General features: G+C 43.8%; 20 protein-coding genes and 1 tRNA gene. 14 read left to right on the top strand and 7 right to left on the bottom strand.

Going from position 1 to position 18,014, the window contains the following annotated elements:
* Positions 1-886, top strand: an 886-nt coding sequence (locus tag ACN0V2_RS09460; protein ID WP_417550565.1) for a hypothetical protein, incomplete at its 5' end; no start/stop codon positions are given.
* 53 nt (positions 887-939) lie between these two features.
* Here ACN0V2_RS09460 and ACN0V2_RS09455 read toward each other — a convergent pair.
* Entirely contained in the window at positions 940-2,103 is a 1,164-nt protein-coding gene (locus ACN0V2_RS09455) for a class I SAM-dependent methyltransferase (protein ID WP_417550564.1), read from the bottom strand.
* A gap of 16 nt (positions 2,104-2,119) precedes the next feature.
* Between ACN0V2_RS09455 and ACN0V2_RS09450 the strand changes: the two genes are divergently transcribed.
* A complete protein-coding gene (locus ACN0V2_RS09450; RefSeq protein ID WP_417550563.1) occupies positions 2,120-2,839 on the top strand; it encodes an SDR family oxidoreductase in 720 nt (239 codons plus the stop codon).
* On the opposite strand, the gene ACN0V2_RS09445 is transcribed toward ACN0V2_RS09450, so the two are convergent.
* Both ACN0V2_RS09445 and folB read right to left on the bottom strand, forming a co-directional pair.
* Positions 2,771-3,298: a 2-amino-4-hydroxy-6-hydroxymethyldihydropteridine diphosphokinase gene (locus tag ACN0V2_RS09445; RefSeq protein ID WP_417550562.1), complete on the bottom strand. Its 528-nt coding sequence runs from the start codon at positions 3,296-3,298 to the stop codon at positions 2,771-2,773. The two genes, ACN0V2_RS09450 and ACN0V2_RS09445, sit on opposite strands and share 69 nt — an antisense overlap.
* Positions 3,295-3,648, bottom strand: a complete 354-nt coding sequence (gene folB / locus ACN0V2_RS09440; protein WP_417550561.1) for a dihydroneopterin aldolase — start codon at positions 3,646-3,648, stop codon at positions 3,295-3,297. Before folB ends, ACN0V2_RS09445 begins: the two co-directional genes overlap by 4 nt.
* Before the next feature lie 76 nt (positions 3,649-3,724).
* Here folB and plsY point away from each other — a divergent pair, with 76 nt between their 5' ends.
* On the top strand, positions 3,725-4,321 hold the full coding sequence (gene plsY / locus ACN0V2_RS09435; protein WP_417550560.1) for a glycerol-3-phosphate 1-O-acyltransferase PlsY: 597 nt from the start codon (positions 3,725-3,727) through the stop codon (positions 4,319-4,321).
* On the opposite strand, the gene tsaD is transcribed toward plsY, so the two are convergent.
* Positions 4,313-5,329 carry a tRNA (adenosine(37)-N6)-threonylcarbamoyltransferase complex transferase subunit TsaD gene (gene tsaD / locus ACN0V2_RS09430; RefSeq protein WP_417550559.1) on the bottom strand — a complete coding sequence of 339 codons (1,017 nt, stop codon included), beginning with the start codon at positions 5,327-5,329 and terminating at the stop codon, positions 4,313-4,315. The two genes, plsY and tsaD, sit on opposite strands and share 9 nt — an antisense overlap.
* 152 nt (positions 5,330-5,481) lie before the next feature.
* On the opposite strand from tsaD, the gene rpsU reads away from it, so the two are divergent.
* The 5 genes from rpsU (at position 5,482) to ACN0V2_RS09405 (ending at position 9,995) form a co-directional block, all read left to right on the top strand.
* The gene (gene rpsU, locus ACN0V2_RS09425) at positions 5,482-5,697 is read left to right on the top strand and encodes a 30S ribosomal protein S21 (RefSeq protein WP_014705573.1); all 216 of its coding nucleotides are present in this window, start codon (positions 5,482-5,484) and stop codon (positions 5,695-5,697) included.
* Between the two features lie 23 nt (positions 5,698-5,720).
* Positions 5,721-6,182 (top strand): GatB/YqeY domain-containing protein, encoded by a 462-nt coding sequence (locus tag ACN0V2_RS09420; RefSeq protein ID WP_417550558.1) that lies wholly within the window; start codon positions 5,721-5,723, stop codon positions 6,180-6,182.
* 67 nt (positions 6,183-6,249) lie between these two features.
* Positions 6,250-7,974, top strand: a complete 1,725-nt coding sequence (gene dnaG / locus ACN0V2_RS09415; protein ID WP_417550557.1) for a DNA primase — start codon at positions 6,250-6,252, stop codon at positions 7,972-7,974.
* Between the two features lie 95 nt (positions 7,975-8,069).
* Positions 8,070-9,908: an RNA polymerase sigma factor RpoD gene (gene rpoD / locus ACN0V2_RS09410; RefSeq protein WP_417550556.1), complete on the top strand. Its 1,839-nt coding sequence runs from the start codon at positions 8,070-8,072 to the stop codon at positions 9,906-9,908.
* 10 nt (positions 9,909-9,918) lie between these two features.
* Positions 9,919-9,995, top strand: a tRNA-Ile gene (locus ACN0V2_RS09405).
* Between the two features lie 124 nt (positions 9,996-10,119).
* Here ACN0V2_RS09405 and ACN0V2_RS09400 read toward each other — a convergent pair.
* Positions 10,120-10,665, bottom strand: a complete 546-nt coding sequence (locus tag ACN0V2_RS09400) for an ankyrin repeat domain-containing protein (protein ID WP_417550555.1) — start codon at positions 10,663-10,665, stop codon at positions 10,120-10,122.
* Between the two features lie 177 nt (positions 10,666-10,842).
* Between ACN0V2_RS09400 and ACN0V2_RS09395 the strand changes: the two genes are divergently transcribed.
* Positions 10,843-11,016, top strand: a complete 174-nt coding sequence (locus ACN0V2_RS09395) for a YqaE/Pmp3 family membrane protein (RefSeq protein WP_417550554.1) — start codon at positions 10,843-10,845, stop codon at positions 11,014-11,016.
* Positions 11,017-11,108: 92 nt separating this feature from the next.
* Here the strand turns inward: ACN0V2_RS09395 and ACN0V2_RS09390 are convergent, their stop codons facing one another.
* Positions 11,109-11,249 carry an entericidin A/B family lipoprotein gene (locus tag ACN0V2_RS09390; protein ID WP_417550553.1) on the bottom strand — a complete coding sequence of 47 codons (141 nt, stop codon included), beginning with the start codon at positions 11,247-11,249 and terminating at the stop codon, positions 11,109-11,111.
* Positions 11,250-11,756: 507 nt separating this feature from the next.
* Between ACN0V2_RS09390 and ACN0V2_RS09385 the strand changes: the two genes are divergently transcribed.
* The 3 genes from ACN0V2_RS09385 to ACN0V2_RS09375 are packed head-to-tail and all read left to right on the top strand — an operon-like array spanning position 11,757 to position 14,098.
* Positions 11,757-12,173 (top strand): FecR domain-containing protein, encoded by a 417-nt coding sequence (locus ACN0V2_RS09385; RefSeq protein ID WP_417550552.1) that lies wholly within the window; start codon positions 11,757-11,759, stop codon positions 12,171-12,173.
* A complete protein-coding gene (locus ACN0V2_RS09380) occupies positions 12,170-12,736 on the top strand; it encodes an OmpA family protein (protein ID WP_417550551.1) in 567 nt (188 codons plus the stop codon). The genes ACN0V2_RS09385 and ACN0V2_RS09380 overlap by 4 nt, the downstream gene beginning before the upstream one ends.
* Before the next feature lie 15 nt (positions 12,737-12,751).
* A complete protein-coding gene (locus tag ACN0V2_RS09375) occupies positions 12,752-14,098 on the top strand; it encodes a TolC family outer membrane protein (protein WP_417550550.1) in 1,347 nt (448 codons plus the stop codon).
* Positions 14,099-14,152: 54 nt separating this feature from the next.
* On the opposite strand, the gene ACN0V2_RS09370 is transcribed toward ACN0V2_RS09375, so the two are convergent.
* A complete protein-coding gene (locus tag ACN0V2_RS09370; RefSeq protein ID WP_417550549.1) occupies positions 14,153-16,276 on the bottom strand; it encodes a molybdopterin-containing oxidoreductase family protein in 2,124 nt (707 codons plus the stop codon).
* Positions 16,277-16,721: 445 nt separating this feature from the next.
* Here ACN0V2_RS09370 and tpx point away from each other — a divergent pair, with 445 nt between their 5' ends.
* Together tpx and ACN0V2_RS09360 are read left to right on the top strand one after the other, a co-directional pair.
* On the top strand, positions 16,722-17,216 hold the full coding sequence (gene tpx, locus ACN0V2_RS09365) for a thiol peroxidase (RefSeq protein ID WP_417550548.1): 495 nt from the start codon (positions 16,722-16,724) through the stop codon (positions 17,214-17,216).
* Between the two features lie 145 nt (positions 17,217-17,361).
* Positions 17,362-18,009 carry a hypothetical protein gene (locus ACN0V2_RS09360; protein ID WP_417550547.1) on the top strand — a complete coding sequence of 216 codons (648 nt, stop codon included), beginning with the start codon at positions 17,362-17,364 and terminating at the stop codon, positions 18,007-18,009.
* Positions 18,010-18,014: the final 5 nt, after the last annotated feature.

Genomic DNA, 18,014 nt, shown 5'->3' with positions numbered 1-18,014 from the left:
TGAGGAAAATTATATGCAAGGCATTGTGAAATACAGCAGCATCATTGCACTCAGCTTGGCAATGACTGTCGGCTTGTCTGCCTGTGGCAACCCATTCAGTAAAAAATCATCTGATGATGATGAAGTCGTTATGTCACAAAGTGGTCCGGTACTGTGGGAATCAAATCTGCAATTCGTTCGCATGGTAGAGCGCGATCAGCCTGGAACCAATCAGCACCCTTTACCAATTAATCAGGATGAAATGCGTGAAGTGCTTTCATCGCTTTATGTCAATCAGCGCGTTTTACTGAGAAACCAGCAAGTTCCGTTGTTTTCACCGGGTGAACTGCAAATTTTAAGTTCAACTTTAGCGCAGGGTTTAAATCGTGCCCAACCCAACGAAGATATTACCTTTGTCACGTTAGGTGTCCATGCCGGAGCGATTGCGGCAGAACGTAAGACCAACAGTGGCCGTGTCTTTGTTGATAATAATGGACGCTTGAATATTATTTTTGGTCTTGTTCATCAGGAATACCGTGATAAAGACCAATATACCGGTCAGGAGATTGATCGACGGGTAAATCCATTATTACCGGGTACCCGTAAATCCGATTCTGAACCAGCAACCAAAATTGCTTTAGATAATGGCATTTCATATCACCAAGAAGATGGCTCTGAACGGGCTGATTGGGTAGTAATTGATATCCCAACCGTATTAGCTTCTGCAGCTGAGCGTAAAGGTCAGGATACCGGTGCATTAACGCCTGAAATGCGTGAAGAAATTGCCAGAACTAAACGTCAAACAGATAATTTGACGGACGATGTGGCGAACATCAAAGAAATTCTGTTTGAAATGTCTGAGCAGCTTGAGCAACTTAAGCAGCAACAGGAAGAAGATAAACAATAATTCTTAGTCAGGATTAATAAATTAGGCGCTTCGGCGCCTTTTTTATTGAGCAATTAAAGCCGATAACGTAGATCTGCGGATTTAGAAAGTGGCATCTCGATATTTTTTGACAGGCTGAGCACTTTAAACAACTCACCCATTTGCTCTGGCAATAACAAACGTTTTAATGCTGCAGCTTGTTGCATCTGCTGAAAGTCATCAGTTGCATGATGTTGACTGAGATTAAGAATATCGCCCGCCAACAGAAAATCACTTTGTCTTTGATAACCTTCTACCTGAAGCCCTTCAGCATGGGCTGTTTCAGCCAGCGCAGTGAAATCCACATGCGTAGTAATATCCTGTAAACCCACTAAAACCAGCGGATTATCATGGGCCTGATGACGATAATGACAACGCAACATGCCTTGATGACGCAGGGGGTGAAAATAATCTTTAGCTTCATAACCATAATCAATTAAATAAATAGCGCCTTGTTTAAGCAAATTGGCAATTGTGCCAAGCCAGGCAGGCGCTTGTATTGCTATTTCGGTTTGGTATGGGAATAGCTGCAGTTGAGAGTGTATTTGTTCGCAATGTGCTTTCAAATAGGGATTGGTTAAGAGTTGTGTCTGCCATTCGAGCTTGCCATTTTGCAGCTCCACCCCTATTTCCAAAAGGTGATCATTTTCGAACTGTACCCGATGCACCGGCATCGCGTCGCAGACTTCATTGGCAAGGATAGCGCCGTTAAATTCTGCAGGTAATTGATCCAGCCAGACGACTAAGCTTTGTATGTCGCCTAAATGTTCTTTCACTTTTTGACGCTGAATTTCACGTAAGTGGGCACTTGCTTCAATAATGTAATAATGTTTTGGTAAACGGTTAATTTCAGCCAGATACAACAATAAATCGACGGCCATCTGACCGTTACCCGCACCAAATTCCAGGCAATCTGCTTCAGGTACTTTTTTAAGCACATCAGCTATATGATTGCCCAAAGCTTTTGAGAACAACGGGCTGATTTCTGGCGCAGTTATAAAATCCCCTGCTTCACCGATCTTGCTCAAGCCATTACTGTAATAACCCAAGCCGGGCTGGTATAAAGCCATTTGCATAAAATCCGCAAAACTCAGCCAACCATTGTGATTTTCAATGGTCTGAAAAATCAGCCGCAACAGTTGATCGCTATGTTGTTGCGCTTTGGGGTCAGGTGCAGGTAACTTGGCAATGTGTTTCATTTAGTCGGAAATTTCAGTGGATAATCCTATTTTAGTAACAGGTGCCGGAAAGCGGGTTGGATTTCATATTGCCTCCAGGCTGCATCAGGATGGTTATGAAGTATTGGCACATTACCGCACTGAAACCGATGATGTCCAAAAACTAAGGCAATCTGGCATACAGACTATTCAGGCAGATTTGCAAGACACAGCCAGCATAATGGCGTTTATTGCTCAATTGCAGCAGGTAAGCAAAACATATCGAGGTATTGTGCATAACGCGTCAGCTTTCACTCCAACGTCAGCCGATCTAAATGAAGCCGCAGAGCAATATCAGCAATTTTTTACCGTTCATATGTTAGCGCCGTTTCTCATCAATCAGGCCTTATCTACAACGTTAAAAGGTCCGGCAGATGATCCGGCCGATATCATTCACATCACGGATATTAACGTTGAAAACCCAACTCCCAGGTTTGATATCTACGGCACAACAAAAGCGGGATTACATAATCTGACATTGGTGTTAGCAAAAAAACTGGCGCCAAATATCAAGGTGAATTCAGTTGCTCCAGGCCCAGTATTATTTACTGAGTCCCATAGTCAGGAGGTTAGACAGAAAATGTTGGCGGAAACCCCGCTAGCTCGAGAAGGTGGAGCTGAGCCGGTTTATCTTGCGATCAAAAGTTTGCTAGAGAATCCCTTTATTACTGGCGCTTCCATTCCAGTAGATGGTGGTCGCCGTCTCTCCAAAGCTTAGGTGTGCTGTCTTGATTAACACGCCTTCGGGAGGGGAAACTTCTGTGGTTTCCGTCAGATAAGCCAATAGCTCACGAATAATTGGATAAAGAAAATATTCATCAGTGACATTGCTCACCGCAATATCAGCTTCTTCAGGCAATTTAAATGAGCAGAGAATATCGATATCGGCAGGTCGATCTTTGGTTTTGCTTAATGGATCGTCCCGATCCCGACCTAACCGGATTTCTATTTGATTGCAAAATGCTTTAAGTTCGCTTTGAGGTAAATCGGTTTCTACAAAAATGATCGTGTTTAAAAAATCGCGATGACTGTTCATTCCGACAGGCGGTATTTTCAGTACGCGACTAATATCCAGCTCACCGAATTCACTCACTAGCGCTGTCACCATGGCAGCCATATTATCCTGTGGGCCGAGATTGGATCCCAGACCAAGCAGATAGCCTTGCCGCTGCTTCATCTGCTAGAGCGCTCGATAACAATTTGTGCGTAATTCTGACCGTGTAATTTGACTGGTTTGGTCAAGGTCAATTTGAGTTTTGGAATAGCAAAGGTTTTTAATAACAATTGTGCGACTTCTTCAGCTAATCTTTCAATCAGCAAGTAACGGCTGTTGGCGACAAATTCCACTAAAACATTGGCGACTGCACCGTAATCCAACGTGTTGGAAATATCATCTGATTGAGCCGCCTGGTGAATATCCCAGTCCATTTCCAAATCAAAACGTAAGGTTTGTAGGGTTTCACGCTCCCAATCGTAAATACCAATGATGGTGTCTACTTTGAGATCATTTAGAAAAATTTTATCCATGATGTCGCTTCAATGTTGGCAAAAGTAGTAATGGTACTGAATAATACCGCTACATTTTAAAAGGTCGCATCATAACATGCCTGAATTAACTGCTATCGCGCTACTTGCTTTGCTCGGCGCCTACCTAATTGGCTCATTGTCGAGCGCTGTAATACTTTGTAAAGTCTCAGGTTTACCTGATCCAAGGACTCAGGGCTCAGGTAATCCCGGCGCGACCAATGTATTGCGAATGGGCAGCAAAAAGCTTGCAGCATTAGTCTTGCTTATTGATGTGTTAAAAGGTGTCATCCCGGTATTAATCGGGAGAATGTTGGGATTTGATATTGATATCCTGGCCTTAATTGCTTTCTTTGCATTTCTTGGGCATTTATATCCCATATTTTTCCAGTTTAGAGGTGGCAAAGGTGTCGCAACAGCATTAGGTGCATTTCTGGCGCTTTCTCCAACATTGGCTGGAGCGGCATTACTGACTTGGATTGTGGTTTTTGCCATTAGCCGAATTTCGTCTTTATCTGCCATTACCGCTGCGGCAATGACACCGGTTTATAGCTTATGGCTTATTGATACAGTGTTTGCACGTGCGGTTATTCTGTTAATTGCCCTGCTTTTGCTGTGGCGGCATCGCAGCAATATCCAGCGGTTGCTGGCCGGTGAAGAGAAGAAGTCAGGCTGAAGCTGGTGGCGTTAGCTCATCTAATGGCCAACGCGAACGCACATTAAACGTTGCTTCAGTTTCAACAACCATGGCCTGATGACGCATCGCTCCGGCAAACGCAATCATCGCTCCGTTATCGCTACAGAATTGTAATTGCGGGTAATAAACCTGCACTTTCGGTAATGCATCTAAAGCCGCGCGCAAGGATTTATTGGCACTGACGCCACCGGCCACGACCAAACGCTTATGACCACTTTGTTTTAATGCCCGACGACATTTAATCACTAAGGTTTCCACCGCCGCTGTTTGAAACGCCAGTGCAATATCGGCTTTGGCCTGTTCACTTTGATCGCTGTTATGCCAAGTATTTAAAGCAAATGTTTTCAACCCACTGAAACTGAAATCCAAACCGGGACGATTGGTCATGGGTCTGGGAAAGAGATGAGCGCCCTCTTGTCCCTTCTCTGCCAAAGCCGCCAGGGCCGGTCCTCCCGGATAACCCAGCCCCAACATTTTGGCTGTTTTATCAAATGCTTCACCCACCGCATCATCAATTGATTCGCCCATTAATACATATTCACCCACGCCCTTAACATCAACTAGCAAGGTATGGCCGCCGGAAATCAATAAAGAGACAAATGGAAACGCTGGTGGATTGGCTTCCAGTAGTGGCGATAAAAGGTGCCCTTCCATATGATTGATTGGCAAGGCCGGAATATTTAATGCCCAGGCTAAACTGCGGCCAATTGCGGCGCCCACCAGTAAAGCGCCTACCAGACCCGGCCCCGCCGTATAAGCCACTGCATCAATATCTTTCCGCTGCAGACCCGCTTCATTCAAAACCTGTTGCATCAAAGGTAATGCTTTCTGAATATGATCGCGGGAAGCCAGCTCCGGCACCACGCCGCCGTATTCAGCATGCATCTCTATCTGACTGAAAAGTGCGTGAGCTAACAGCCCTTTATCAGTATCATAGAGTGCAATTCCGGTTTCATCGCAAGATGATTCAATTCCTAAAACACGCATAAATTTATTCTGACTGCATTAAATTAATGCCGATTATTATGCCTTGATGGGGGTGGCCTCATCCAACTAATTAGCATTTAGTATTTTCTTTCCGAAATAGATCTCGTACAATTAAGGGCTTTTCCGTCATTGTCTGTTTAGGAATGTATTGAATGCCATCTGTTAAGGTTAAAGAAAACGAACCATTTGACGTAGCTTTACGTCGTTTCAAACGTGCTTGTGAAAAAGCCGGTACGGTTGCTGAAGCTCGCGCTCGCGAAGCTTATGAAAAACCAACAACGGTTCGTAAACGTGCTGCAGCTGCCGCTGTTAAACGTCACCAAAAGAAACTGTCTCGTGAAAACGCTAGCCGCGTTCGCATGTACTAATTGCTGATTAGAATCTCATTCTAATGCCTCAAGAAGCCAGTCCACTCAAAGCTCGAATTCAAGATAGCGTAAAAGACGCAATGCGCGCCAAAGACAGAGATCGTCTTGGCACCTTGCGCCAAATCACCGCTGCCATCAAGCAAGTTGAAGTCGATAATCGCCAAGATATGTCAGACGATGACATTATCGTTGTGCTGACCAAAATGACTAAGCAGCGCAAAGATGCCTTGTCGCAGTTTGAGCAAGCTGGCCGTGATGACCTGGCGGTCATCGAAAAAGCTGAATTGGCTATTATTGAAGAATTTTTGCCAACAGCTTTGAGTGAAGCAGAATTGCAGGCAGCTATCGCTGATGCAATTAAAGAGACGGGCGCTAGCAGCCAGAAAGATATGGGTGCGGTGATGAATGTGTTGCGTCCAAAAGTTCAGGGACGCGCTGATATGGGCGCAGTAAGCAGCCAAGTCAAGGCAGCGCTCAGTTCCTAAGCGAGCATGCCAGGTCTTTTTTCAGACGTGGTTAACATTCATGACAGACTTCGGCCATAATTGAATTATGGCCGGACAAATCCCTCCACAGTTTATCGACGAATTACTCTCACGAGTTGATATCGTTGATATTATCGATGCGCGTGTACCGCTGAAAAAAGCCGGTAAAAATTTGCATGCCTGCTGTCCATTCCACAACGAGAAAACCCCGTCATTTACTGTCAGTCCTGATAAACAGTTTTATCACTGTTTTGGCTGTGGTGCGCATGGAACTGCGATTGGATTCTTGATGGAATACGACCAGCTCAGCTTTCCTGAATCTATTCAGGAACTGGCTGATGCTGTTGGTATGCAAGTTCCGGTAACACAACAAGCAGCACTGACTCCAGCCAGACAAAATCTTTACGACCTGATGGATAAGGTCAGTCGTTATTACGTGCATCAACTGCAAAACCATCCACAGCGCCAAACCTTCCAGGACTATATTCAACAGCGTGGTCTCAGTCCAGAGACCGTAGCAGCTTTTGATATTGGTATGGCACCGGACGGCTGGGACAATGTTTTACGCACTTTTGGCAATAATCAGCAAACCCAGGAGCAACTGTTCGAAGCTGGAATGCTGATTAAAAATGATAAGGGGCGTACTTACGATCGTTTTCGTGATCGTTTGATGTTTCCTATTCGTGACCGTCGGGGCCGCGTTATCGCATTTGGTGGGCGTGTTATCGATGCCGATGGCACACCAAAATATCTGAACTCACCCGAAACCCCCATCTTTCATAAAGGTCAGGAGCTGTATGGCCTGTATCAGGCCCGTAAAGCGAATCGTCGATTGGAAAAGATCCTGATAGTTGAAGGGTATATGGATGTGATCGCCCTGGCACAGTTTGGCATTAACAATGCGGTGGCCACATTAGGTACAGCGACAACATCCGAACATTTACGGCTACTAACACGTAGCGCGCCGGAAATTGTTTTTTGTTTTGATGGTGATCGTGCGGGTAAAGAAGCTGCTTGGCGAGCCGCAGAGAATGCGATGCCGATACTTGGTGGCAACTTTGAATTGAAATTTATGTTTCTCCCGGAAGGTCAGGATCCTGACACCATGGTCAGAGAGCAGGGGGCTGAGGCATTTCAGCAGTTAGTGAATCAGGCACAAAGTTATTCCGAGTTTTTCTTTGCTACATTGCTTTCGCGAGTAGATAGTCAATCAATGGATGGCCGCGCAAGGCTGGTTGAAATTGCCAAACCCTATCTACGGCATATTCCGGCCGGTCTATACCGGGATATGTTGGAGCAGCAGCTGGCAGACCATGCCAAGACCAATATCGCAACGTTAAACAAACATTTGGAAAAACCGGCAGCGCCAACCCGAGCTAAAAACGTTAAACAAAATGCGATGGCCAACATGACCCCGGTGCGTATGGCCGTGATGATCTTATTGCAACATCCGCAACTGCATGAGGCCGTTCCGGATACAGATAATTTACGTCTGCTTGATTTGCCGGGCTTACCGATTTTAATTCAGCTACTTGAAACCATGCGAGAGCATCCCCATCTTAAAACCGCACAGCTGTTGGAGCGTTGGCGAGATACCCAACAAGCTCCTTATATGGAAAAACTCGCGATGCAACCATTGAACTTGTCGCCAGAACAACTGGAGCATGAACTCATTGGAATCGTGACTCGTCTAAACAAGCAAGCAAGAGATGAACGCTATACTTATTTGATTAATAAAGGACTCAGCAATTTAACAGAGTCTGAAAGAATTGAAATTAATTCCTATAAGTAGGTGTTTTGTAATCAAAAATGATGCAATAACGAAGTGCTTTCACTATAATATAGTGTTACCGCCAAAAACAGCGTCACCATGCATAAAGAGGCCGAATGAAAGATCAGCAATCACGCGTTAAAGAACTTATCGCTCTGGGCAAGGAGCGCGGTTATCTTACTTACGGTGAGATCAATGACCACCTTCCAGAAGATTTGGTCGATGCGGATCAGGTCGAAGACATTGTCAGTATGTTCAGTGACTTGGGTATCATGGTCCATGAAGATGGCATGGATACCGATGAGATGGAACGCCTTGCTGAGGCTGTTTCATCAAATGACGAAGTTTCTGATGAAGAAGCCGCTGCCGTTCTAGCAAGTTCCGATGGTGAGTTTGGTCGTACCACCGACCCTGTCCGCATGTACATGCGTGAAATGGGATCCGTTGAGTTATTGACCCGCGAAGGCGAGATCGTCATTGCCAAACGCATTGAAGCCGGCCTACGTGAAAGCTTGTTGATGCTATCTACCTATCCACCGGTTATTTCTTCATTCCTTGAATTCTACGATGCTGTTGAAGCAGGCGAAATGCGTCTGAATGAACTGATTCGTGGTTTTGTCGCACCAGAAGAGTTAGTAACTAGTGATGATGTTGATGATGATGTCACTAGCAGTGCTGATTCTGATGACTCTGACAGCGACGATGATGATGACGATGATGTTGGCGGCGTAAGTGATGATGAAGATGATTCTGGTGAAATTGATCCAGAAGAAGCTCGCACCCGTTTCACTGCATTGCGCGACGCATACAAAAATGTTCTGGCAACCGAAGGCGATGCCATGATCGAAGCCCGTGAACAGGCCAGCAACCTGTTTATGGAATTCAAATTAACACCAAAAACACTGATTTTCTTAAATGAATTAATGGCAGAAACTATCGCTGAAGTTCGTAAACAAGAAAAAATTATCATGGAGATTGTGGTTGAGCAGGCGGGTATGAATCGCCGTGACTTTATCGATGCCTTCCAAGGTAATGAAAGCAACCTCGAATGGTCAGATAAATTCGTTCGAGCTAAAAAACACTATTCATCCACTATCAAGAAAAATCTGGATGATATTTTGGCAGCACAAAGCAAATTGGCTGAAATCGCCAATGAACGCGGTCTAGAAATTTCAGATATCAAAGAAATCAGCCGTCAAATGTCGATCGCTGAAGCAAAAGCGCGTCGTGCCAAAAAAGAAATGGTCGAAGCCAACTTGCGTTTGGTTATTTCGATTGCCAAAAAATATACCAACCGTGGCCTGCAATTCTTGGATCTGATTCAAGAAGGTAACATCGGTCTGATGAAAGCGGTTGATAAGTTCGAATATCAACGTGGTTACAAATTCTCTACCTATGCAACATGGTGGATTCGTCAGGCAATCACTCGTTCTATCGCCGACCAAGCACGTACTATTCGTATTCCAGTACACATGATTGAAACCATCAACAAACTTAATCGTGTTGCTCGTCAAATGCTACAGGAGATGGGACGTGAACCAACTCCGGACGAATTGGCAGAACGTGTAGAAATGCCGGAAGATAAAGTACGTAAAGTACTGAAGATCTCCAAAGAACCGATTTCGATGGAAACACCGATCGGTGATGATGAAGATTCACATCTGGGCGATTTCGTTGAAGATATCAACGTTATGTCACCAGCAGACTCGGCAATCATCGAAGGCCTCAGAGAAGCCACTCAGGGCGTTCTGAACGGCCTGACAGAGCGAGAAGCGAAAGTGTTACGTATGCGTTTCGGTATTGATATGAATACCGACCACACGCTGGAAGAAGTCGGTAAGCAATTTGATGTTACCCGCGAGCGTATTCGTCAGATTGAAGCCAAGGCGTTACGTAAACTGCGTCACCCATCACGCTCAGATCAACTGAGAAGCTTCCTCGACTCAGACAGCTGATTACAAAATCGGGCCTATAGCTCAGTTGGTTAGAGCAGGGGACTCATAATCCCTTGGTCCCAGGTTCGAGTCCTGGTGGGCCCACCAATTAAATCAAGCGGTTAGCTGAAGTTCAGCTGACCGTTTTTTTTATACGGCAAATCTACTGCAACAATATTGTTATTTTTGGAATAGATAAAATGCTTCTAGTGCATAACTTTCAGAAAACCAATCATTTATCTGGGTCAGAAAATGAGCTAGAAGATTTTAGAATATTAACCGCAGTCTGTGCATTCATATGTTGAGCAAGTTGAATTGCAGTCAAGCCATCTTCAGTTGTTAAATTAGCATCGGCCCCACTATTTAAAAGCATTTCTAATACATCAATTTGATTAAACATAGCAGCAAACATTAGTGGTGTTTTACCATCGGGCGTTGCTGAATTGACGTCAGCACCATTTTCTATAAGAATGCGAGCAATATGGGTATAGCCTTTAAAAGCAACTCCAGCTAGTGGTGTCTGGTGACGTAAATTAGCTAGTTCCGGATCTGCACCGTGTTGTAATAACAGACGTGTCATTGCTTCGTGACCATTATATGCGGCTAGCATTAGGAGGCTGTTACCATTGCTGTCACGAATATTGGGTGCTAACCCTAGTTCCAAAGGCTTAGTTAATGCTTCTGTATTACCTTCTCGTGCTAGTTCAAAAAGTTGTTGAGCAAGTGCCAGCGTCTCATCATCAAGAGCAGGTTGTTGATACTCTCTAAGTTTATCCATTATTTCTCCTAGTGATGAATTATCAGTTTGATCAAGATTAAGATAACAGCTATTTGTTATCAGTTTTAACTTCAACCGGCTAGCTACGATTAAACTCAGGTTAATGTGGATTAATGAAGTGTGTCTATACTGGATGCACGTGACATAAATTGAAGAAACAAAATAAAGGAAATCAATATGGCTTTTACTGCGACCGATCCAATTAAAATTCTATTCGCTATTTTACTGCCACCGCTGGGCGTGTTCATGGAGGTTGGCTTTAAAGGACATTTTTGGTTAAGTATTTTGCTGACATTGCTGGGATTCATTCCAGGTATTATTCATGCGTTATATGTAATTTTGAAACATTAATAATTACTATAAAAAAGCCCTGCTGAGCACTATGTCAGCAGGGCTTTTTTAATTTAACTTAACTAAATAGATGTACTGAGCAGCACAGAAACTTAGTAGTTTTTATTTTCTCTTGCAGATTCTTCGACAGCACCACCTGCAGCTTCCACATCTTTACCTGCACCTTCAATGGTGTTGCAAGCCGCTAAACCAAATGTAAAAAACAAAGATAAAAATACAGCTGTAATTTTCATGTTATTTCCTTTGAAAAATGAATTTGTAAAAAGAATAAGGGAATCTCACCCTTTATGACCAGAGCAAACTGATTTAATTACCAGGCAAAAATTCGCCGTTCACTAAAACCGCTTGCTCCATTGTGGATCTACATATTCTTATTGTATTTTTTCTTCACCCTGACGCTATTTATGCCGATAATTTTGTGAACAGTCAATCTGAAAATAACGATTAGTGTTTGCAGGTTAGGTATATTGTTCAGAACAAGATATTTAATCTGGAACATTTTTACTGTTAAATATAGTCAAGCCGAATAAAATGTGACAGAGTTCGTATTGTAAAGTGTTAGCATTTTAATATATGCATGGGTAAAGGGATTTCTAGAGGGTGTCATTCAGAAATACCTTGCCGCAATAAGTTGTTAAAAACAAACATTTAAACTCTTGATTGACCTGTGTGACCAACGGATGGTTGTAAAAAATATGTCGTCTAAAAAAATAGTTTTTGCTCTATTTTCCTGCACTTTAATGTTTGCCTTGACAGCACATGCTCAAAGCGTGGGTGTGGTAAAAACCCTGCTAGGTAATGTGCAATTAATTCGCGCCGGTGAATTTGTTAAAGTAGGCTTGGGAGATGAAGTCTTCATTGCCGATGAGTTGAAAACCGAGAGCAATAGCAGTGTAGGCATACTGTTTAGCGACAATACCCGCATTGGCGCTGGTCCAAACACCGATTTTTCCATTGATAGTTATCATTTTGATAGCAAATCACAACAAGGACAGGCTGATTTATCTATAGAAAATGGAACATTGGCATTAGTTGGTGGCAAATTAGCTGCAAAGAATCTTGAAGCGGTAAAAGTTCATACTCCAACGTCAACGCTGACAGCTACATGTTCAACATTATCAGTAAAAGTCGATCCTTACTTTAAAGAAGTACCATGATGCTGAAAAATATATTTCAAATTTTATCCTTATTAATAATCGCCAGTGTAGTTTCAGGTTGTAGCGCCTATAGCAGTGCGGTTAATACCCTTGGGCCAGAAACGCCAACCTCTGAGATGCGAGAGCAGATTGAGGCACCTGTTGATGTAGCGGAAGGTGAATCACCTTTCTGCGCCAAACCGGTTGAAGCAGATCCTGAGATGGAACCAGCTATGGCTGCATTACCTCCAGAACCTTATCGTGCTCGCTTGTATTTCATCTTTGATACCAGCACTTTTACACCAGAATCGGAAGTAGAAGCTAAAAAAGTATTTGATGAAATAAAAGCCAGACAAATTGCTGAGGCGATTGTTATTGGACATACTGATACTATGGGATCTGAGCAGTATAATATTGGGCTATCAGAACGCCGTGCGGAACGAGTTCGTCAAGAGCTTATACGACGGGGCATCCCAGAAAATATTATTACCACCCAGGGCATGGGCGAATCAGATCTGTTAATTGAGACTGCCGATGAAGTTGCTGAAGTAAGAAATCGACGTGTTGAAATAGACGTTCGCTGATGGAGTGTTAGACAGATGAACAAACAATTTAAATTAGTGATGCTTTTTAGCTCAATTTTAACCGGTATAACGGCTTTTCAAGCGCCTGTTATGGCCCAGAGTTTGGTTGAAGCTGTTGAGGAAACCATTCAAAGTAATCCTGAGATTCTGGCCGAAGCAAATCGTCGACTGAGCGTTGATAAAACCATTGATCAAGCTCGTGCAGGCTACGGTCCTCAGGTAGATCTGAATTTGGGGTATGGGCGTGAATATACTAAAAACCCTGCAACGCGACCCGGTAGCGAAACGCTGACTCGAGGTGAGGCAAGCATCACAGCCAAACAAATGTTGTACGATGGTTTTTACACCAAAAGTGAAGTTGACCGCACCACAGCCTCTGCCGACTCTGCCGGTTTTGCAGTGACGGATATTTCGGAACGCACTAGTTTACAAGCGATTGGTGCCTATCTTGATGTGTTACGTCGGCAGGATTTATTAGAGCTGACCCAAACCAATCTACAATCTCACGAAACAATATTTTCACAAATCGAACAACGTTCCGAGAGTGGTGTCGGTCGACGAGCTGATGTTGATCAAGCTCAAGCCCGTTTGGCGTTATCGAAATCCAATCTCGAATCGCAACTAGGCAATATCGAAGATGCCAGAACCAACTTCCAACGGGTTGTTGGCACGATGCCTGAAAACATTACCAATCCTGGTGATGACTGTTGTGATAAAGCGCCAGCAACACTGGAAGATGCGATCAAAATTGCTTATAACCAACATCCTACCTTGCGTACAGCTTTGGCGAACCATGAAGCCTCATTAGCACAGGAAAATTCAGCAAAATCGGCCTTTCACCCACGCATCGATTTGGATTTAGGGGCTTCAGCAAATAATAACCTTGATGGTGAACCCGGCCATGACAAAGGCCTTTATGCGATGTTTCGCCTGCAATATAACTTATTGAATGGCGGAGCAGATAAAGCCCGTATTGAACAAATTGAATTTCTAAGTGAACAGCAAAAAGAGCTGATTAATCGCGCTCAGCGTGAAATTGAATTGGACGTTCGTCTCGCTTGGAATGCACTCGAAAATGCAGAACGTCGTTTACCTGGTTTGCAACAGCGTGTTGAAGCTGCAGAAAAAACGCGTGAAGCTTATGGCGCTCAGTTCAGAGTAGGTCAACGTACGTTGCTTGATTTGCTGGATAGTGAAAATGAGTTGCTCAGCGCTGGTATTGCTTATACCGATGTTTATTATGACCGGATATACGCATGTTATTGGCTGATGCAGTCGATGGGTAAGCTATTGGAAACCATGGCTATTGAACAACGTGAAGAGGCACTTACAGTTGCCAAACAGGAAGCTGATACCGAATAAGCAATACGGATATCCTACTAAGCAGGATATCCGCTTCACTTTATTTAATTACCGTTATCGAAGAAGCTCCACCTGCACTAAGTTGTCAGTGAATGTGGGGGCATGACCCATATCAACAAATTCGGCCGAACTGACGCAATTCACGGTGCCATTGTTTCGTTGACGCCAATAACCTAAGGTTGCAACCACAATACCAGCACTGACATCTTCGGTGATTTGCGCTTTGGCATCAAAGCCACCTCGGTCGTTAAATACCCGAACGTTATCGCCCTGCTGGATCTGACGCAGATCAGCATCGGCAGCACTGATCATCACAAATTGATCACCTTGAGCTTTAAGCTTGTTATCCATATTGGCGTAACAAGAATTCAAAAAGCCATGACTTTTTGGTGAAATAATATTCAGTGGGAAACGCTTAGCCAGCTCGGGATTAGTTTGAGGCGTTTCTCTTGAAGCAACATAATCAGGCAGGCTATCAAGTGGCTCACCTGGCTGAAAACCGTCATACATTTGTCTGAATGGCCCAGCAACAAAATTGGTCGCATCATCAATTCGGAAATGACACTTACCAGTGGCTGTAGGAAAATTACCCGCTTTATGTGGCGCACGATTATCTTTGGTGCCGACATTAAGCCGGGCGTAACCATGTTCACGTAAATAAGCTAAATCAATGCCCTCACAAGCTGGTGAGTCCCAGTCGACATAATTTTCTAGACATTCACTATCAGTCCATTTGAAATTTTCTTCTTCATAGCCCATTTTTGCAGCCAGACGTCGAAAGATTTCATTATTTGGAATGGCTTCACCAGGTGAGTCAACGCATTTTTCATTATAAGTTAGATACAGGTGGCCCCATGACAGCACCATATCTTCCATTTCAGCGCCCATAGATGCTGGAAGAACAATATCGGCAAATGACGCAGTATCAGAGAGAAAATGTTCCGCCGATACTAGAAATAAATCTTCCCGCATTAACCCTGCCACAATTTTGTCTGTTTCAGCCGCCTGAGTAACTGGATTGGCATTCCAGCACATCATCGATTTGATCGGAATATCCAGATTCGTTTCATTGGTTAAAGCCCTGCCGATTTGAATGGCATTAATAACCCGAGTCCCTTCCGGGATTAAATCTGGACGGCAAATAACATCAAATTTATATGGATGTTCCCATACTGGGAACTGTAAAGCGCCACCACCAACATGGCGCCATGCACCAACTAATGCGGGTAAACAGCTGATGGCTCGAATGGCTTGTCCGCCACCATAATTACGTTCAAGGGCAACGCCTAGACGAATGGCTGCTGGCTGAGTGGTGGCAAATTCACGAGCAAGCTGACGAATATCGTGAGCGCTTACTCCGGTAATGTCTTCGGCCCAATCAGGCGATCTCTGTTTGGCTCGTTCGGCTAGCTCTTCATATCCCACCGTATAATTATCGACATATTCCTGATCCACTAGACCTTCTTCAATGATGGTATGCATCATTGCTATAGCAAGCGCACCGTCTGTTCCTGGTCGCGGAGCAATATGCCAGTCCGCTTCTTTAGCGGTTTTGGATTTGTATGGATCGATAACAATCACTTTAGCACCACGTTTCTGCGCGTCTTTTACGATATGCCAGTGATGTAAATTTGTGCTGACAGAATTGCAGCCCCAAATGATGATGTACTTAGAATGGATAAAACTTTCTGGATCCACACCAGCAGTTGGTCCAACGGTTAACAGCCAAGCAGTGCAGGAACCTTCACCACAAAAGGTGCGTTCACATACCGTCGCACCCATCTTATTAAAGAAAGCATCGCCACCGTTTAATCCATGTATCAGGCCCTGATTGCCGAGATAACTGTAAGGAATAATCGCTTGAGGTCCATATTCGTCAATAATGGCTTTCCAGCGATCAGTGATTTCAGTTAATGCTTCATCCCAACTAATTTGTTCAAATTGACCACTGCCTTTAGGGCCAACTCGACGCATGGGGTGTAACACTCGTTCGGGATGATAATGACGTTTTTCATAATCTTTGAGTTTGACGCAAAGGCCGCCTCGGGTCATCGGGTGTTCGGGGTTACCGCGAACAGAAATCAATTGACCGTTTTCGACTTCATAAACCATCGAGCAGGTATCAGGACAGTCATGTGGACAGCCGCCGTGATGGGTGGTTTTCATTACACTGGCCATGGCTCTTTGCCTCCTGAAATCATCATCAACAAGATTTTTGACTATACACCAGACTGCTACGGGAATTTTGCCCGCCGTACTACAATTGATAATGAGCTTACACCTTATTGTTTATGTTGAAAATTTAAAGACTATTCCATGCTGATGAACATTAAGATGGTAGGTACTTATTTAGAAGGCTGGGATCATGTTTGTGCTATTTAAGAAGTATGGGTAAGTGACCAGGCTAAAGTAGATAAAAGCGCTCCAAGCCCAGAGATACATTGGATTAACTGAGGTTAAGGACAATAAGACCGCATCCCCCTAGTGTGGAATCACTTTATTGATCACAGCTTAAAGCCCTGTCAGTTAGATTTCGGCCTTATGATGATCGGCTGGTATTTGACTTCTGATTGCTTGGGTGTAGGCTCGCTGATCTGTTTGATAACTAACAAGGAGAAACATCATGGCAACAGTAACGTTGAAAGGTAATCCATTTGAAACAGTAGGAAACCTGCCAAAAGTAGGCGACAAAGCACCGGGGTTTTCCGTGGTAAAAGATGATTTATCAGATCTCAATTTGACTGACTTAAGTGGTCGTATCGTATTGAATATTTTTCCATCAATTGATACGGATACTTGTGCAATGTCCGTTCGTCAATTTAATCAAAAAGCCACGGCGCTTGATAACACTAAGGTTGTTTGTATTTCAAAAGATTTGCCGTTTGCCTTAGCACGGTTTTGTGGTGCGGAAGGTCTGGAAAATGTGGAAGTTGGCTCAGCATTTCGTTCAAGCTTCGGGGAAGACTATGGTGTCACGGCTAAAACCGGTCCATTGAAAGGTTTGTTATCACGGGCAGTAGTGGTTATTGATGAACACGGTAAGGTCATCTATACCGAGCAAGTGGCAGAAACTGCCGATGAGCCAAATTACGAAGCAGCATTAAGCGCTTTAAATTAATCAGATTAAATGAACTAAAAACAAAAGTCCCGATGATTTCCATCGGGACTTTTTTATGCATAAATTAATCAGCATCAGAACATTCTTTGCCATTTTTTGTCCGAAAGCGTAATGATGAGACTAACTCTGACGGTAGTTGGGTGATATGGACAAGTTAGATCAACTTTTTGCATCAGTTGCTGTAATAGCGGAGTTTCATCCGAAGCTAAAAGCTATACGTTTTTGGCAAGACAGCAACACTTTGCAATACCATTCAGCCATTATTTTTTATGACAGAACATTGGCTCCGCGGGAGGAATTAGAAGCTGATATTGCGAATATTGCTACTCAGTTAGCTTCCGCCGCACTGCCTGACTATCATGCATTTTGCGTCGATTTGGAACACTTGTTTAATGCTGCACAACCTTCGGGACCAATAGCCCAGCTTACGGATGTAGATTGGCGAACCTTTCGTAAGATTTCCTCGTATGCACAATATTGGAAACAGCGAAATCCGCGAGAAGTAAATAAGTTGATAACCTTTGTGATGGCCGTGCCGGTTTTCAGTCGTTTGGCAGGACAATTAATCGTGCAAAGCCATAATTCAACTGAAAGCCAGATTTTTGAACAAATCGCTGAGCAGCAAGGTTCATTCATTTTGGGCGGCAAACGTTTTCGTGAATTATTCCGTCAGGAAATTGATACGGCTTATAACGAAGCGAAGCTTCTGGTCTCAACCTATAGAGGGACCAAAACTGAAGGCGCTGCGCGCATTGTCAATGGCATGGTTGATTCAATAGTGAATAAATCTTAATTAGA

It is taken from the genome of Methylophaga sp. (genome assembly GCF_048266885.1).
In the GTDB taxonomy this organism is placed as follows: domain Bacteria; phylum Pseudomonadota; class Gammaproteobacteria; order Nitrosococcales; family Methylophagaceae; genus Methylophaga.
The sequence above is the reverse complement of the archived record's forward strand: the minus strand, read 5'-3'. Positions and strand labels throughout refer to the sequence as shown.

Bases quoted from the DNA above. Each gene is read 5' to 3' on its own strand.
- ACN0V2_RS09455 (WP_417550564.1), bottom strand. From the start codon at position 2,103: ATGAAACACATTGCCAAGTTACCTGCACCTGACCCCAAAGCGCAACAA.
- ACN0V2_RS09445 (WP_417550562.1), bottom strand. From the start codon at position 3,298: ATGAAGCAGCGGCAAGGCTATCTGCTTGGTCTGGGATCCAATCTCGGC.
- folB (WP_417550561.1), bottom strand. From the start codon at position 3,648: ATGGATAAAATTTTTCTAAATGATCTCAAAGTAGACACCATCATTGGT.
- plsY (WP_417550560.1), top strand. From the start codon at position 3,725: ATGCCTGAATTAACTGCTATCGCGCTACTTGCTTTGCTCGGCGCCTAC.
- tsaD (WP_417550559.1), bottom strand. From the start codon at position 5,329: ATGCGTGTTTTAGGAATTGAATCATCTTGCGATGAAACCGGAATTGCA.
- rpsU (WP_014705573.1), top strand. From the start codon at position 5,482: ATGCCATCTGTTAAGGTTAAAGAAAACGAACCATTTGACGTAGCTTTA.
- ACN0V2_RS09420 (WP_417550558.1), top strand. From the start codon at position 5,721: ATGCCTCAAGAAGCCAGTCCACTCAAAGCTCGAATTCAAGATAGCGTA.
- dnaG (WP_417550557.1), top strand. From the start codon at position 6,250: ATGGCCGGACAAATCCCTCCACAGTTTATCGACGAATTACTCTCACGA.
- rpoD (WP_417550556.1), top strand. From the start codon at position 8,070: ATGAAAGATCAGCAATCACGCGTTAAAGAACTTATCGCTCTGGGCAAG.
- ACN0V2_RS09400 (WP_417550555.1), bottom strand. From the start codon at position 10,665: ATGGATAAACTTAGAGAGTATCAACAACCTGCTCTTGATGATGAGACG.
- ACN0V2_RS09395 (WP_417550554.1), top strand. From the start codon at position 10,843: ATGGCTTTTACTGCGACCGATCCAATTAAAATTCTATTCGCTATTTTA.
- ACN0V2_RS09390 (WP_417550553.1), bottom strand. From the start codon at position 11,249: ATGAAAATTACAGCTGTATTTTTATCTTTGTTTTTTACATTTGGTTTA.
- ACN0V2_RS09385 (WP_417550552.1), top strand. From the start codon at position 11,757: ATGTTTGCCTTGACAGCACATGCTCAAAGCGTGGGTGTGGTAAAAACC.
- ACN0V2_RS09380 (WP_417550551.1), top strand. From the start codon at position 12,170: ATGATGCTGAAAAATATATTTCAAATTTTATCCTTATTAATAATCGCC.
- ACN0V2_RS09375 (WP_417550550.1), top strand. From the start codon at position 12,752: ATGAACAAACAATTTAAATTAGTGATGCTTTTTAGCTCAATTTTAACC.
- ACN0V2_RS09370 (WP_417550549.1), bottom strand. From the start codon at position 16,276: ATGGCCAGTGTAATGAAAACCACCCATCACGGCGGCTGTCCACATGAC.
- tpx (WP_417550548.1), top strand. From the start codon at position 16,722: ATGGCAACAGTAACGTTGAAAGGTAATCCATTTGAAACAGTAGGAAAC.
- ACN0V2_RS09360 (WP_417550547.1), top strand. From the start codon at position 17,362: ATGGACAAGTTAGATCAACTTTTTGCATCAGTTGCTGTAATAGCGGAG.